The organism is Pyxidicoccus sp. M15 (assembly GCF_056858435.1).
Map to the genome: position 1 here is coordinate 6153536 of NZ_CM166495.1, position 14570 is coordinate 6168105.

Sequence of the window (14570 nt, forward strand, 5' to 3'; positions counted from 1 at the left end):
CTCCTGCCGGTGCCGCTCCTCATCCGGCCTGCTCTTCAAGACCCACGGGAAGGTCCGGGTCCAGCAGCACGGCGTCCAGCAACTCCACCAGGTCTGCGTGCAGCCGCTCCGCGGTGGCCGGCTCGAACAGGTCGGTGTTGAACTCCAGCACGCCTGAGAAACCTTCAGGGGTCTCCGTCAGGGCCAGGGTGAGCTCGTAGGTGACCGAGCCGCGGCTGACCTCCACCGGCGTCACGGAAAGCCCGGGAAGCTCCAGCGGCGCGGTGGGCGCGTTCTGCAGGACGAACATGGCCTGGAACACCGGCGGCCGGTTCGTTGGCAGCTCTGCCCCGAGCGACGCCATCACCAGGTCCAGGGGAACTTCCTGGTGGGCATAGCCCGCCAATGTCTCCTCGCGCACCCGCTGGAGCAGCTCGCGGAATCCCGGGCTCCCGTGCAGGTTGATGCGCAGGCACAGCCCGTTGACGAACATCCCGATGAGCGGCTCCAGCTCCGGGCGGAGGCGGTTGGCGATGGGGGAGCCGATGACCACCTCCTCCTGCCCCGCGCGTCGGGCCAGCACGATGCCGAAGACCGCCAGCAGCGCCATGAAGGGCGTCACCTGCTCGCCTCGGCAAAGCGCGTGCAACGCCCGGCTGCGCTCCCCACCGAGCTGGACCGGCAGGTGGAGCCCGTTGAACGTGCGCACCGCCGGCCGGGGCCGGTCCGTGGGAAGGTTCAGCAGCGTGGGCGCTCCGGCGAGCGCCTTCTGCCAGAAGCCGAGCCGCTCCCGCAGCTCCTCGCCGGACAGCCAGGCGCGCTGCCACGCCGCGTAGTCGGGGTATTGGATGGCCAGCGGCGCCAGCCCGGCCTCTCCACCCGTGACGATGGCCGTGTAGAGCCGGCCCAGCTCGCGTGCGAGGACGCCCATGGACCACCCATCCGCCGTGATGTGGTGCATGCAGAAGAACAGCAGGTGCTCCTCGTCCCCCAGCCGCAGCAGCGACGCATGCATCAGCGGGCCTCGCGTCAGGTCGAACGGGCGCAGCGCGGACGCCAGCACGTCGCGCATCGCCTCCGCCTCGCGGTCCTCCCTTCCGCGCAGGTCCACCTCCCGGAGCTGGAAGCCGTCCGGTGGCTGGATGTGCTGCACGGGCACGCCGTCCTCCTCGGAGTAGGTGACGCGCAGCGACTCGTGCCGGGCGATGAGGGCCTGGAAGGTCGCCTCGAGATGGCGTGGCTCCAGCCGGCCGCGCAGCCGGAACGCGCGGGGAATGTTGTAGGCGCTGGACTCGGGCGCCCGCTGGAAGAAGCGCCACAGGCGCTCCTGGGCGAAGGACACGCGCAGCGCCCCCTCGCGAGGCACCCGGCGCAGGGGCGGCACCGGCCGCGCGAGCACCACCGGAGGCTCCGCGCGTGAGACATGCCGCGCCAGGTCGGCCACCGTGGGTCCCGCGAACAACGTGCGCAGGGAGACTTCCACTCCGAGCTCGGCGCGGACCCGTGAGACGACCTGGGTGGCGAGGAGCGAGTGGCCGCCGAGGTGGAAGAAGTTGTCGTGGATGCCCACGCGCTCCATCTCCAGGAGTGCGCCCCACATCCGGCACAGCGCTTCTTCCGTGAAGGTGCGCGGGGGCTGGTAGCTGGCCGCATCCCCCTGGGCCGGCTCGGGCGAGGGCAGGGCGCGGCGGTCCACCTTTCCGTTGGGCGTCAGCGGCAGCGCGGGCAGCAGGGTGAAGGAGGCGGGCACCATGTGCTCCGGCAGCCGCTCTCGCAGCCAGGTGCGCAGCGAGGCCTGGGCGGGCGCCTGCCCGTGGGCGACGACGTAGGCGGCAAGCTTGCGGTCCCCTCCGACTTCCAGCGCCACCACCGTGCAGTCCTTCACCTCCGGGTGCTGGCGCAGTGACTCCTCGACCTCCCCCAGCTCCACCCGGAAGCCGCGAATCTTCACCTGCAGGTCGACGCGGCCCAGGTACTCGATGCGGCCGTTGGGCAGGTAGCGGCCCAGGTCTCCCGTCTTGTAGAGGCGCGCGCCGGGCCGGGCGCTGAACGGGTCGGGCACGTAGGTCCGTGCGGTGAGCTCCGGGCGGTTGAAGTAGCCGCGGCCCAGTCGCTCGCCCGCGACGTAGAGCTCTCCGGGAACTCCGATGGGCACCGGTCGCAGGTGCCTGTCCAGCAGGTAGACGGGACCGTTCGTGATGGGGCGGCCGATGGGCACGGGGTGGCCGAGCGACGGAGGCGCGTCGATGGCGTGGAAGGTGGAGAAGACCGTGCACTCGGTGGGGCCATAGCCGTTGAGCAGCCGGCGGGGCGGGCCGTGCCGGAGCACCTCGCGCAGCGCCAGCGGGTCCGCGGCCTCACCTCCGAAGACGAGCGTATGGACGTGGCGGAAGGCGTCCGGCACCTGGCGCGCCAGCAGGTGGAGCACGGCGGTGGTGACGAACATGACGGTGATGGCCTCGCTCTGGATCTGCGCGGCAAGCTCCTGGGGCTCGCGCGCCGGATCGGCGGTGATGCCGACGAGGCGGGCGCCATGCAGCAGCGCACCCCAGATTTCGAACGTGCTCGGGTCGAAGGACGCGTTGGAGGCCTGGGCGACGCGGTCCCCGGGGGAGAAGCGGACGAAGTTCGTGTGGAAGAGCAGGGCGGCGATGCCGCGATGGAGGATGGCGCTGCCCTTGGGCCTGCCGGTGGAGCCAGAGGTGTAGATGACGTAGGCGAGGTTGTCGGGGCAGGCGGTGGCGGGAAGCGGAAGGGCGGAGTGCCGGGAGAGGGCGTCCCCCTCGGCGTCGATGCGGACGATGGGGCCCTGGAACGGCGGCAGGTGCTGGAGCTTCGTGTCGTGGACGAGCAGGAGCCCGACGCGCGAGTCCTGGAGCATGAAGGCCAGACGCTCGGCGGGGTAGGACGCCTCCAGCGGAAGGTAGGCGCCCCCCGCCTTGAGGATGCCGATCATGCTGACGACGAGGTCCACGGAGCGCTCGACGCACAGGCCGACGAGGACCTCTGGACCGACGCCGAGCGAGCGCAGGTGGCGGGCGAGCTGGTTGGAGCGTGCGTCGAGTTCCCGGTAGGTGAGGCCGTGGGCGCCGTAGGAGACGGCGACGGCGTCCGGAGTCCGAGCGGCCTGCCGGGAGAACAGCTCGTGGACGCAGACGTCTCGGGGGAAGTCGGCGGAGGCGCTGTTCCACTCGTGCAGCACCTGGTGGCGCTCGGCGGGCGTGAGCAGCGGAAGCGCGGCGAGTGGCTGGTGCGGATCGAAGGCCGCGGCCTCGAGCAGCACCTGGAGGTGCCCGGCCATTCGCTCGATGCGCGCCTCATCGAAGAGGTCGGTGTCGTACTCGAAGGTGGCGCGGAGGCCCTCGGTGGTCCTCGCCATGTAGAGGACGAGGTCGCCCTTCGTCGTCCCGGTGTTCACCTCCCAGGACTCCGCCGTGGCGGTGAGCTGGAGCGCGGCGGATGGTGCCGCCTCCAGCGTGGGCGCGTTCTGCAGCACGAACATCACCTGGACGAGCTGGGCGTGGCTGAGGGTGCGTTCCGGCTGGACGGCTTCAACCAGCTTCTCGAAGGGGAGCTCCTGGTGGGCGAAGGCGCCGAGCGTCACCTCGCGCACGCGGGCGAGGAGGTCGACGAAGCGGGGGTTGCCCGACAAATCATTGCGCAGGACGAGCGTGTTGACGAAGAAGCCGATGAGTCCCTCCACCTCCGGCCGGATGCGTCCGGCGATGGGGGAGCCGACGACGAGGTCCTCCTGCCCGGAGTAGCGGTGGAGGACGGCGCAGAAGCCCGCGAGGAGCGTCATGAAGAGCGTCGTGCGCTCCTTGCGGCTGAGCGCGTCGATGGCCAGCGCCGTCTCCTCGGGGATGTGGAAGGTCCGCCGGGCGCCCTTGAAACGTTGGACCGACGGCCGGGGTCGGTCGGTGGGAAGCGCGAGGAGCGTGGGGGCTCCGGCGAGGCGCTTGCGCCAGTAGGGAAGGAGCCGCTCCCGGGCCTGTCCCGGCATCCACTGGCGCTGCCACGTGGCGAAGTCCGCGTACCGCAGGGGGAGCGCGGGGAGGGACGAAGGCCGGCCGGCGGCGAAGTCCGAGTAGAGCGTCCGGAGCTCGCGCATGAGGATGCCCAGGGACTGGCCGTCGAACGCGATGTGATGGACCGTGAGGAGGAGCCGATGGTCCTGTGCGCCGACCCGCAGCAGGGTGCCGCGGATGATGGGGCCCGTGCGGATGTCGATGTGCAGGTGCGCCTGCTCGGTGGCGATGCGCGAAGCCTCCGCGTCGCGGGCGTCCGCGGGGAGGTGGCCCAGGTCGATGACCGACAGGGAAAACGGATGCGGTGGCGCGATGCGCGCGACAGGGCCCGAGCCCGTGGAGGTGAAGGTGGCCCGGAGCGACTCGTGACGGCGGAGCAACTCGTCGAGGGCGCGCTGGAGCACGTCGACGTCGAGCCGCGAGGTGATGCGGTAGAAGATGGGGATGTTGTAGGTGGCCGTCCCGGGATGCAGATGCTCCATGAACCACAGGCGCTCCTGCGCGAAGGAGAGCGGGGTGTCGCTTCCGTGGACGCCGGGACGGAGCTCGAGGTCCTGTTCCGGAGCCGTGGTTCCCCGCGCGGACTCGATGGCCTCTGACAGCTGCGCGATGGTGGGCGCGTCGAAGAGGGTGGGCAGGGGGAAGCGCAGGTGGAAGAGCTCGTTGAGCCGCGAGACGAGCCGGGTGGCGATGAGGGAGTGGCCGCCGAGCAGGAAGAAGTCGTCGTGGATGCCCACGCGCTCCACCTCCAGCATCACCTTCCACAGCTCGCAGAGGACCTCCTCCGTCGGCGTGCGCGGGGGCTGGTAGCTGGCATTCAGCGAGGCGAGTGTCATCGGGGAGTCCTTCAATGTTTGGGACAGGTTCGGGGAGACCGCGGCACGCGTGGCGTCAGCGGCTCACTTGTGAAGCGCGGCGGTGGCGCCGTCCGCGGAGACGACCTGGATGCGCCGTGGGCGCTCCGCGAGCCGCAGGAGGCGGGAGAGCGCCTCGGACACGTGGTCCATCGGGCGCCCCTCATCCGCCACCGTAAGGATCATCTCGTAGTCGTCGCCCTCCGCGCCGGGGACGACCTGGGTGCGCGCCGTGAGCACGCCGGGGAGCGTGGTGGCCAGGCGGCGCACGGAGGCCATGGAGATCTTCTCGCTGCCCCGGACGATGAAGTCGGAGAGCCGTCCCTGGAAGTACAGGTAGCCCTCCGCGTCGATGTCGAAGATGTCCCCCGTGGCCAGCAGGCGGGGGCCACGCCAGGCGTTGAGCTTCTCGCCCTCCACCAGTCCGATGCGCCGCTTCATCAGCGTGTCCGAGGACACCAGCAGCTCCTTCTGGCCGCCGGGGCCCCGGGGGACGAGCGATACCTGCGTCCCCGGGAGCGGCAGGCCCACGGAGGCGAAGCGGTGGGCCGGCTCGGCATGGGCCGCCAGCGTGGCGACTCGCGGCCCTGCTTCGGACAGGCCATAGGTGATGTACAGCTCGCCCCGGGGCCGCTGGCGCAGCAGCAGCGTCACGTGCTCCGCGGACAGGACGTCCCCTCCGACGCCCAGGGAGCGCAGTCCCTCGGGGAAGGTGCCGCCCTGTTGGAGCAGCGAACGCACCAGCAGCGGCGTCAGCGCGGACACGGTGACGCCGTGCTCGGCCAGCAGCCGCAGGTAGGCGGCGGGCTGGAAGGGGGGGCCACTGATGACCAGGTCCGCGCCTCGCAGCAGCGCCGCGAAGGCCTGGGCCACCATGGAGTACGAATAGTAGAGCGGCAGGTTCACCAGCACGGTGTCCCCGGCGCGCAGACCGACGGCGTCCGCGTGACGGCTCGCGTTCCGGAAGAGGGCGTCGAGGTCGAACACGCACCCGCTGGCGAAGCCCGAGGTACCCGAGGTGAGCAGGACCATCTCCCCGGGCTGGGCAGCTGGCGGCTGCACGTCGGGGAACAGGGCCACTTCGGCTCCGCCCAGCGCGAAGCGGTCCACCTCCCGGGCCTGGGGGGCCGGCCGGCGCATGGTCACCAGCGCGCGCGCCGGAAGCGCCTCCACGAGCGCCTGCTGTCGCGCGGCGGGCGCGGAGGGAGACACCAGTGCGGGCACCCCACGCGCGGCGAGAATCGCGAAGACCTGGGCCAGCAGCTCCGCCCCGTTCGGGAGGGCCAGCAGGACGACATCTCCCGGCCGCAGGCCTCGCGCCTTCCAGGAGGCCGCGAGCTGGTCCACCGGGTGCTGCGTCGGGGGGCCGGACTCCGTGAGGTCCCGGACGCGGTCCAGAAACGCTTGAATGGTCGGCAGGGAGAGGCCCGCCACATCCGTGGTGGTTTCAGTCATGGGTGCGAGGCTCGGGGTGAAGGGTCGTCACCAGGAGCGCCGGGGCAGCCCTGGTGGTTTCAGTCACGGGTGCGAGGCTCGGGGGAGAAGGGTCTTCAGCAGGAGCGCCGGGGCCACGCCCGGGCCCTCGCCCCGCGAGAGCACCGCACAGGCGGCGCGGGGCGGGCCGCCGGGCACGGAAGCCGTCGTCCCGATGAGCGCGTAGTCGACGACGCCTCGCGCGAGCCATGCGGCGGAGAGCGCCAGTGCAATCCCGGCACCCTCTGCCACGGGCAGGGTCAGGGCGAGCGTCGGTCCGCGGAGGCCATGGACGATGCAGGCCAGGCCCGTGGGCGCGCTCGGGGTGGCGGCGGGAAAGCGGATGGGCGAGGCGAAGCCGCGCAGCGCCTCGCTCGCGGCCTGACTCAGTGCCTCCGCTGGAGCCTCCGGGCCCACCTGGATGAGCGAGCACCGAGCCACCGCGCCCCGGAATTCCTCCCCCAGCGGCTCGGTGGCCTCGCCAATGGCGAGCACGAGGGCCCAGGCCATCGGGTCCGCATAGCGCACGGAGGTCTTCACCCGCGCCGCGTACGGATTGGGCCCACCGCCCCAGGCCGCCGCGCTGCCACGGATGACGAGGGACGTCCTTGCGAGAGGAGACAGGCTCATCGGGGGACCTCGAAGACGAGAGCGGTGTCGAAGCCTCCGAAGCCGAGCGTGAGGCTCAGGCCGATTCGCTCCTCGTGCCGCACCGGCCGGCCCATGGGGAGCGGACAGGGGAAGTCCGCGTCGGGCTGCTCCAGGCCGACGATGGGGGGCACCACGCCCTCGCGCAGCCCGAGGATGAGCGCAATCGCCTCCATGGCGCCGGTGGCGCCGAGGGTGTGGCCGAAGGCGCCCTTCGTCGCGAAGACCAGCGGACGTGGCCCCGCCCCGAAGACGGCGCGGAAGGCCTCCGCCTCCGCTCGGTCATTGGCGGGCGTGGCCGAGCCATGAGCGTTGACGAGCCCGATGTCTCCCGGCGCCACCCCGGCGTCCGAGAGGGAGCGCTCCATCGCCAGCCGGGCCCCCATGGCGTCGGGGTCCGGAGCTGTCATGCTCGCCGCGTCGTTGGCCGAGCCCGCCCCGCGGAAGACGGCGAGCAGCGGCGCCGAGCGCTCCCGGGCATGGGCCATGGACTCCAGCACGAGGAAGCCGGCGCCCTCGCCCAGCAGCATGCCGTCATGCCGCGCGTCGAAGGCGCGCGGCCGGGTGGGGGACATGGTGGAGAGCGCCGAGTGCGCCAGCCGCTTGCTCGGGGTGAGGACATCCACGCCGCCGCAGACGCATACCTCCGCCGCCCCGGAGCGGATGAGCTCCGCGCCCACCAGGATGGCATCGGAGCCCGAGGAGCACGCCGTGGAGAGACACACCGGCGCCGCGTGCGCGCCCACCGCGCGGGACACCTCGTCCGCCCAGGCGTGGAGCGGCGCCTCCCGCTCGCTCGCCTCGTCGAGCCAGGCGCCCAGGCTCGTCCCCAGCACGAAGCGCGTGCTCGCGCCGCCCGCCTCCAGCCGTGCCTCGGCCAGCGCGCGGCGCAGCGTCTCCACCGCCAGGCGCCGCAGCCGGGTCGCGGGGCCGTCACCGGGCGGAGGAATGGCCGCGGCCAGCGCGTTCCTCAGCCGGTGCGGGGAGTCCACCTCGACGAAGCCGTGCTCGCCGGCCAGCAGCCGCCGCCACACGTCCCCGAGTCCGTGGCCGAGGGCCGTGCTCCACGCGGCCCCCGTCACCGCGACGGGCGCTACCATAGCGGCGAGCCCAGCTCCGAGACCTTGGTGCGGACGAGGCTGGCGCGGAACGCCGCCACGCGGCGGGTGCCCACCGTCGCCTTGCCCGAGTAGACGAAGAGGCCTCCGGCGAGGCGGGTCACCTGCACGCGCAGCAGCACCTGGTCCCCCGGCACGACGACCTGCAGGAACCGGCTCTCCACCGAGCCAATCAGCGTCAGCTCGTCCTCCTCCAGGAGCGACGTGCTCATCTGGTAGAGGATGATGCCCGCCTGGGCGAAGGCCTGGATGAGGTTGCTGCCGGGGTAGATGGCGCGCTCGGGGAAGTGGCCCGCGATGCAGTCCAGGTTCCCCGAGATGGAGATGAGCGCCTCGAGGAACTTCCCGGGCTCGTGGTCCACGATGCGGTCCAGCAGAATCATCGGGTGCCGGTGGCGCAGCCACTGGCGCAGGGCGGTGAAGCCCAGGGGTCTGGGCTGCCGCGCTCCTTCATTCACGGGGAGAGGGATTGCTTGAGGGCGGCGCTGAGTGTTTGGGGAATGCACGAGGGACCTCCGCTCTCGCGGTTGACGACTGCCATGTCCAGACTTCCAGAGGCGAGCAGGACCGGCTCGGGCTCCTGGCCCTCGCGGTAGACCTTCACGCCCAACTTGAGACTCGCGGGGCCCACGTGCTCCACGCTGGCCACCAACCGCAGCCAGTCCTGGAAGCGCGCGGCGGCGCGGTAGCTGATGCGCAGCTCCCGCACGCGCAAATCGAGCCCCTGTCCTTCGAGCGCCACCAGCCCCGAGCCCTTGCGCTCCAGCTCCTCCAACGCGGCCGTCTCCAGCAGCGAGGCGTAGCGCGAGAAGTGGACGACCCCGGACGCATCGGTGTCGACGTGCTCCACGCGGTGGCGCAGGGGCATCATGACCCCGCCTCGACGAACCTCCGCGTGCCTTCGCGGATGCGCTCGACGATGTGCCGCAGGTCCTCCTCGCCCGCGATGAGCGGCGGGGCGATGCGCATCGCGGGAAACAGGTAGCGCAGCCCGTGGGTGCGCCGGCCCGCGCCGGCCATGAACTCCACGAAGACGCCGGACTCGAGGAGCCGGTGGCGCAGCCGGGTGAGGCCGCCGGCGGCGCGCTCGGTCAGCTCGATGCCGTTCATGTAGCCCAGGCCGCGGACCTCCAGGAACAGCTCCGGGAACGCCTCCACCACGTCCCGTCGCAGCCGAGCGCGCAGCTCCTCGCCCAGGGGACCGGCGCGCTCGACGAGGCGCTCCTCCTCGAGGTACCGGAGGCCCGAGCGCATCAGCGCGCAGGTGAGGGGCCGCAGGTCCGACGTGGACACCGCGCCGCTGGAGCGCACGGACAGCTCGCGCCGCGCGATGACCATGGACGTGGAGACGGCGCCCATGCCCAGGCTCTTGCCGATGACGGTGATGTCGGTGGGGATGGGGCCCTCCTCGTCCGTCATGGCGAAGAAGCGGCCCGTCTTCGCGAAGGTGAGCACCTCGTCCGCCACCAGGAGCACGCCGTGCTCACGGCACAGCGTGGCCAGCCGCCGCAGGTAGCCCGGCGGTGGCACGAGGATGCCGGCGTCGCCCTGGATGGGCTCGACGAAGACCGCGGACAGCTTCGCGCCCTGCTCGGCGAAGTAGCGCTCCAGCACCTCCGGCTGGCCGAAGGGGAGGAACGCCACGTCCAGGCCGAAGGGCGGCTCGGTGGACTGCGGGGGCAGACCCATCCGGTAGTGCCGGCGGTTGAGCAGCGGCACCAGGCCGCCCGTCCACCCATGCCACGCGCCCTCGAAGGCGAGGACGGTGCGCCGCGCCTCCCGGCCCGGCTTCACCGTCAGGCGCCGCCGGTCGAAGCCCGACTCCAGCACCAGCCGCAGCGCGAGCTCCAGTCCCTCGGAGCCGGAGTTGCGGCCGCTCGCGTGGTACGCGCTTCCCGGGAAGCGGTCCGCCCAGCGGCCTTCGGGGCCGAACAGCTCCTCCAGGAGGCGCGTCCGCTCCAGCGAGCCCAGCTCGTCGGTGACGTAGCCGCGCTCCAGGCCGTCGCGCAGCGCTTCCTGGAGGCAGGGGTGCCCCGCGCCCAGGCACGCGCTGGCGTAGCCTCCGCTCGCGTCCAGTACCTCCATCACCCGGCCCGCGCCTTCGCCTTCCAGCGGGACCATCTGCTGGACGAGCCCTCGCGCCTGCAGGCAGGCGAAGGGCAGGCGCCCGCCGCCGTAGTGGTCCATGTGCAGCGCCAGGCCGGCGCGCAGCCGGTCCAGCTCCGCGGGGGCCAGTGTTCCTCCTGGAGCGGGCACCTTCACCACGCGCCTCCCTGGGCCCGGGTCTTCAGGCCCACGATGAGCGACACGAGCTGGTTCACCGTCCGGAAGTTGTCCGCGTTGAAGTCCTCGTCGGAGATGCGCACGCCGAACTCGTCCTCGCAGATGACGCGCAGCTCGAGGAAGCCCACCGAGTCCAGGCCGATGACGGACTGCAGGCCGTCATCCGCGCCGATCTGCTCCGGGGGCAGCTCGACGAACAGGTTGTTGATGAGGATCTTCTTGATGTTTGTCGTCAGCTCTTCATGCATGGCTGGATTTCCTCTCGAGTGTGAGTACGAGCTTCCCGATGTTGCGGTTCGCCTCCATGTCCGCCAGCGCCACCCCCACGTCCTCCAGCGGGTAGCGCGCGTGGATGACGGGGCGCAGCGCGCCCCGCGCGAGCACCTCCATCCACCGCTGGCGGAAGCGCTCATTCACCTGGCGCTTCTCGCGCATGGGCCGCAGCCGCAGGGAGGAGCCCTTGAGCTGCAGGCGCCGCTGCACGACGCGCAGCAGGTCCACCTGCGCCGTCATGCCGTCCAGCAATCCCACCAGCACCAGGCACCCCTCATGCCCCAGCACCGCCAGGTTGCGCTCCAGCCAGGCGCCGCCAATGAAGTCCATCACCAGCGGGACGCCTTCGCCGCGCGTCAGCCGGAGGACCTCGCGCACGAAGTCCTGCTCCCGGTAGTTGAAGACCTCATCGGCGCCCAGGGCGCGCAGGGCCTCCACCTTCCGCTGCGTGCCCACCGTGCAGTACGTGGTGGCCCCCACGTGCCGGGCCATCTGCACCATGGTGGTGCCGATGCTGCTGGCCGCCGCATGGATGAGCACCGCCTGCCCTCGCTGGAGCTGGCCCAGGGTGAAGAGCGTCTCGTTGGCGGTGAGGCAGGACTCCGCGGTGGCCGCCGCCTCCGCGAAGTCGAAGCCGGTGGGAATCGGGTTGGCCATGCCCTGGTCCAGCAGGCAGTACTCGGCCAGCCCGCCTCCCTCCACCACGCCGTAGACGCGCTGCCCCCGGGTGAAGCCCTTCACGTCCTCCCCCCAGGCCTCCACGGTGCCGGCGATTTCCACGCCGGGGATGGAGGACTGGCCCTCGGGGACCTGGTACTCGCCGTGGCGCTGCAGCAGGTCCGCGCGGTTGAGCGCGGCGGCATGCACCTTCACCAGCAGCGCCTCGCGCGTGGGCATGGGCCTCGCGACTTCGCGCAGCTTCACCACCTCCGGCCCGCCGGAGCCTTCGTAGATGACGGCCCGCATGGCGTCAGTACCTGGCCCTTTCCTCGACGGCCCGCTCGCGGGTGGGCACGAGGAAGCTGCGCTCGAAGGAGAGGAAGACCTCGCCCTTCGACGTGAGGCCCACCGTCTCGCAGGTGATGATTCCCTCGCCCGTCCGGCGCGTGGACAGCCGCTTCGCCAGGATGCGGCTCTCCGCGTAGAGCGTGTCCCCCGCGAAGACGGGGTGGGTGAGGCGGACCTTGTCCCAGCCGAGATTGGCGGTGGCCCTGCCGCTGGTGCTGCGCACGCTCATCCCGCAGACGATGCTGAACGTCACCAGGCTGGAGATGAGCGGCCGGCCCCACACCGTCTGCTCGCAGTACGCGGCGTCCAGGTGCAGCGGCGACGGGTTCATGCTCAGCGTGTTCATCAGGACGTTGTCGGCCTCCGTCACCGTCCTGCCGGGACGGTGCTCGAAGACGTCCCCCACGGTGAAGTCCTCGTAGTGGAAGCCAATGACTTCCCGGTACCGCTGCGGTCCGAGCTGCGTGTAGCCGGTGATTCCGGTGCCCTCCATGGTGGTGTCCTCGTGGCCCGAGTGGGGGGGCATCAGAAGTGGGAGAGGATGTCCTTGACGTCGTCGCAGAAGGTGCGGACCTGCTCGAGCGTCATGTCCGCGCGCATCATCACGCGCACCCCCGCCTCGCCCCGGGCGACCACGGGAAAGAACACCGCCGAGCAGTAGTAGCCGCGCCGGTACAGCTCCGAGGACAGCCGGATGGCGCGCTCCTCCTCGCCCACCTGGATGAGGCGGATGGGCATGCCGTTACCCGCGTGCGGTGAGGGGAACTGGCTGTCGAAGAGCTGGATGTTGCGCTGCAGCTGGTCCTGGAGCTGGCGCAGCTCCGGCGAGCGGTGCAGCTCGATGCTGGCCAGCGAGGCGCCCAGCGAGGGCGTCTGGAGGTTCTGCGACCAGGCCAGCGGCCCCGCGTTGCGGTAGAGGAAGTCGAAGATCTTCTCGCTGCCCAGCATGGCGATGCCGCCCGAGCTGCCGAACGCCTTGGCCAGCGAGGCGACAATCATCGTCAGCGGGTTCATCTTCAGCCGCGAGCGTACGTAGCCCTCGCCGCGCTCGCCGGTGATGGACAGCGAGTGCGAGTCGTCGATGTAGAGGAACAGCCCGTAGCGCTCCTGGAGCTGGAGCAGCCCCTCCAGCGCCGTCAGCCCGCCCATGGAGTAGGCGCCGTCCGCCACGTAGGCCACGCGGGGGTACTTCTTGCAGACGTCCTCCAGGTAGTTGAGGTCGTTGTGCGGGCTCGTCAGCACCAGGCTCTCGTCGCCGCAGATGGGCTTGATGTAGGCCATGGAGAAGTGACAGAAGCGGTCGAACACCATGACGCGCGGCTGACCGTCCTCGGTGACGTGGCCGGAGGCCAGCAGCGGGAGGATGCCCGCGGTCAGCGCGCTGCAGGTGGCGCCCGGCAGGGTGGGGCAGCCGTACAAGTCCCGCAGCCCCTCCTCCATGCGCGCCATCAGGTTCAGGCGGATGCGCAGGGTGGACATGGCCAGGCTGTTGGTGCCGGCCTCCCGCAGCGCGTCGATGGAGCCCTGGAGGATTTTCGGGTGGTGGTTGAGGCCCAGGTACGAGCACGAGCACAGCGTCATGAACTCGTGGCCGGACCGGGTGTCGACGAGCCGGTTGTTCGACTCGAAGTCCACCTTGATGCCGATGAGCCCGTTCTCCGCGGCGTGCTGCCAGCCACGGTCGCCCACGGCGATGAGCTTCTCGTTGTTGCGATAGCGCCGGGGACCCAAGACGCTCTGCGCGCTGCTCTCTTCCATGTGGACTCCTCCTGGGGGCAGATGGCCTGCGGTGTGTGGGGGGACGAGGACGCTGCGGGCTTCAGCCCTCCTGGGGGCCGAACTCCTCGAGCGTGCGCTTCGCCGCCTCGACGAACGGGGCACCCATCATGGTCCCCTCCACCACGCAGATGTTGAAGTCGCGGGCCTGGCTCTCCGTGACGATCTTCCGCGCCTTGCGCAGGGTGTTCTCGTCCGGGGAGAAGGCCTGGTTGATGATCTCCACCTGGCGCGGGTGGACGGCGGCCTTGCCGCTGAAGCCCATGCTCCGGGCCAGCTGGCACTCGCGGCGCAGGCCCTCCACGTCCGCCATGTCGAACAGCGGCGAGTCCACCACCTGCACGTTGGCGGCGCGCGCCGCGGTGACGAGCCGGGAGCGCGCGTAGTGCAGGGGCTCCCAGGAGAGAGACGCGCCGATGCTGAAGGAGAAGTCCGCCGAGCCGAACACGAGCGCCTTGAGCCTCGGCGTCGCGCAGGCGATGGCGTGGACGTTCTCCACCCCCCGCGGCGTTTCCACCAGGGCGAGCAGGTCCACCTGCGCGCACGCGGGGCCGAGCACCTGCTCGACGATCTCCAGGTCCCTCGGCGACTCCACCTTGGGGACGAGCACCGCCTCGGGCTTGACGGCGTAGTTGCGCAGGGCGAGCAGATCCCGCAGCCCGTCGGGACGGGTGACGGCGTTGATGCGGACGGCCAGGCGGCTCGAGCAGCGCGGGGCGGAGAAGAACGCCTCCGCCTGCTGCCGCGCGGCGTCCTTGTGGCTGGCCGCCACGGAGTCCTCCAGGTCCACCAGGCTGATGTCCGCGCCGGCCTGCTGGCCTCGGGTGAAGCGGTCCACGGCCAGCGCCGGGGTGAACAGGATGGAGCGGCAATACCGGGTGAACTTCATGGCTGCCTCCGGGGAAGGACCTGCCCTGCGCGCACCCGTCGCGGCACCGCCCGGTGAGACACGGGCGGCCTGCTCGAGGCGCGATGACTGGATGAGCGCCTGAGTACTCCCGCTATTTCCTGACGTCAAGGAAAGATGAGAGGAATTGAGTTTATGTTTAGGCTGGATATGTGCAAGTCATTGATATGTATTTAGACATAGGCATACGTGTCTCTACGTTTTGATATGTGTTTCGGCATGC

Annotated in this window: 12 protein-coding genes; all 12 read right to left on the bottom strand. The window is 71.0% G+C overall.

Annotated elements, in window-relative coordinates; translation table 11 throughout:
* Window positions 1-19: 19 nt before the first annotated feature.
* The gene (locus ACX9TP_RS23055) at window positions 20-4843 is read right to left on the bottom strand and encodes an amino acid adenylation domain-containing protein (protein ID WP_482981887.1); all 4824 of its coding nucleotides are present in this window, start codon (window positions 4841-4843) and stop codon (window positions 20-22) included.
* A 63-nt stretch (window positions 4844-4906) separates the two neighbouring features.
* Entirely contained in the window at window positions 4907-6316 is a 1410-nt protein-coding gene (locus ACX9TP_RS23060; protein WP_482981888.1) for a class I adenylate-forming enzyme family protein, read from the bottom strand.
* Between the two features lie 63 nt (window positions 6317-6379).
* A complete protein-coding gene (locus ACX9TP_RS23065) occupies window positions 6380-6964 on the bottom strand; it encodes a coronafacic acid synthetase (RefSeq protein ID WP_482981889.1) in 585 nt (194 codons plus the stop codon).
* Window positions 6961-8082, bottom strand: coding sequence for a beta-ketoacyl-[acyl-carrier-protein] synthase family protein (locus tag ACX9TP_RS23070; protein WP_482981890.1), 1122 nt, complete (start codon window positions 8080-8082; stop codon window positions 6961-6963). Before ACX9TP_RS23070 ends, ACX9TP_RS23065 begins: the two co-directional genes overlap by 4 nt.
* On the bottom strand, window positions 8076-8558 hold the full coding sequence (locus ACX9TP_RS23075; RefSeq protein WP_482981891.1) for a 3-hydroxyacyl-ACP dehydratase FabZ family protein: 483 nt from the start codon (window positions 8556-8558) through the stop codon (window positions 8076-8078). The genes ACX9TP_RS23070 and ACX9TP_RS23075 overlap by 7 nt, the downstream gene beginning before the upstream one ends.
* A complete protein-coding gene (locus tag ACX9TP_RS23080; RefSeq protein ID WP_482981892.1) occupies window positions 8555-8971 on the bottom strand; it encodes an acyl-CoA thioesterase in 417 nt (138 codons plus the stop codon). The genes ACX9TP_RS23075 and ACX9TP_RS23080 overlap by 4 nt, the downstream gene beginning before the upstream one ends.
* Window positions 8968-10365, bottom strand: coding sequence for an aminotransferase class III-fold pyridoxal phosphate-dependent enzyme (locus ACX9TP_RS23085; protein WP_482981893.1), 1398 nt, complete (start codon window positions 10363-10365; stop codon window positions 8968-8970). The genes ACX9TP_RS23080 and ACX9TP_RS23085 overlap by 4 nt, the downstream gene beginning before the upstream one ends.
* Window positions 10359-10631, bottom strand: a complete 273-nt coding sequence (locus ACX9TP_RS23090) for an acyl carrier protein (protein WP_482981894.1) — start codon at window positions 10629-10631, stop codon at window positions 10359-10361. The genes ACX9TP_RS23085 and ACX9TP_RS23090 overlap by 7 nt, the downstream gene beginning before the upstream one ends.
* Window positions 10624-11622, bottom strand: coding sequence for an NAD(P)H-quinone oxidoreductase (locus ACX9TP_RS23095; RefSeq protein WP_482981895.1), 999 nt, complete (start codon window positions 11620-11622; stop codon window positions 10624-10626). The genes ACX9TP_RS23090 and ACX9TP_RS23095 overlap by 8 nt, the downstream gene beginning before the upstream one ends.
* 4 nt (window positions 11623-11626) lie before the next feature.
* A complete protein-coding gene (locus ACX9TP_RS23100; RefSeq protein WP_482981896.1) occupies window positions 11627-12157 on the bottom strand; it encodes a MaoC family dehydratase in 531 nt (176 codons plus the stop codon).
* Window positions 12158-12189: 32 nt separating this feature from the next.
* Complete coding sequence (locus ACX9TP_RS23105; RefSeq protein ID WP_482981897.1) at window positions 12190-13422, bottom strand: aminotransferase class I/II-fold pyridoxal phosphate-dependent enzyme; 1233 nt, start codon at window positions 13420-13422, stop codon at window positions 12190-12192.
* Between the two features lie 61 nt (window positions 13423-13483).
* Window positions 13484-14329 (bottom strand): HpcH/HpaI aldolase/citrate lyase family protein, encoded by an 846-nt coding sequence (locus tag ACX9TP_RS23110; RefSeq protein ID WP_482981898.1) that lies wholly within the window; start codon window positions 14327-14329, stop codon window positions 13484-13486.
* Between the last annotated feature and the right edge of the window lie 241 nt (window positions 14330-14570).

Excerpts from the sequence above, each read along its gene's own strand:
- ACX9TP_RS23055 (WP_482981887.1), bottom strand. The coding sequence starts at position 4,843 with ATGACACTCGCCTCGCTGAATGCCAGCTACCAGCCCCCGCGCACGCCG.
- ACX9TP_RS23060 (WP_482981888.1), bottom strand. The coding sequence starts at position 6,316 with ATGACTGAAACCACCACGGATGTGGCGGGCCTCTCCCTGCCGACCATT.
- ACX9TP_RS23065 (WP_482981889.1), bottom strand. The coding sequence starts at position 6,964 with ATGAGCCTGTCTCCTCTCGCAAGGACGTCCCTCGTCATCCGTGGCAGC.
- ACX9TP_RS23070 (WP_482981890.1), bottom strand. The coding sequence starts at position 8,082 with ATGGTAGCGCCCGTCGCGGTGACGGGGGCCGCGTGGAGCACGGCCCTC.
- ACX9TP_RS23080 (WP_482981892.1), bottom strand. The coding sequence starts at position 8,971 with ATGATGCCCCTGCGCCACCGCGTGGAGCACGTCGACACCGATGCGTCC.
- ACX9TP_RS23090 (WP_482981894.1), bottom strand. The coding sequence starts at position 10,631 with ATGCATGAAGAGCTGACGACAAACATCAAGAAGATCCTCATCAACAAC.
- ACX9TP_RS23095 (WP_482981895.1), bottom strand. The coding sequence starts at position 11,622 with ATGCGGGCCGTCATCTACGAAGGCTCCGGCGGGCCGGAGGTGGTGAAG.
- ACX9TP_RS23100 (WP_482981896.1), bottom strand. The coding sequence starts at position 12,157 with ATGGAGGGCACCGGAATCACCGGCTACACGCAGCTCGGACCGCAGCGG.
- ACX9TP_RS23105 (WP_482981897.1), bottom strand. The coding sequence starts at position 13,422 with ATGGAAGAGAGCAGCGCGCAGAGCGTCTTGGGTCCCCGGCGCTATCGC.
- ACX9TP_RS23110 (WP_482981898.1), bottom strand. The coding sequence starts at position 14,329 with ATGAAGTTCACCCGGTATTGCCGCTCCATCCTGTTCACCCCGGCGCTG.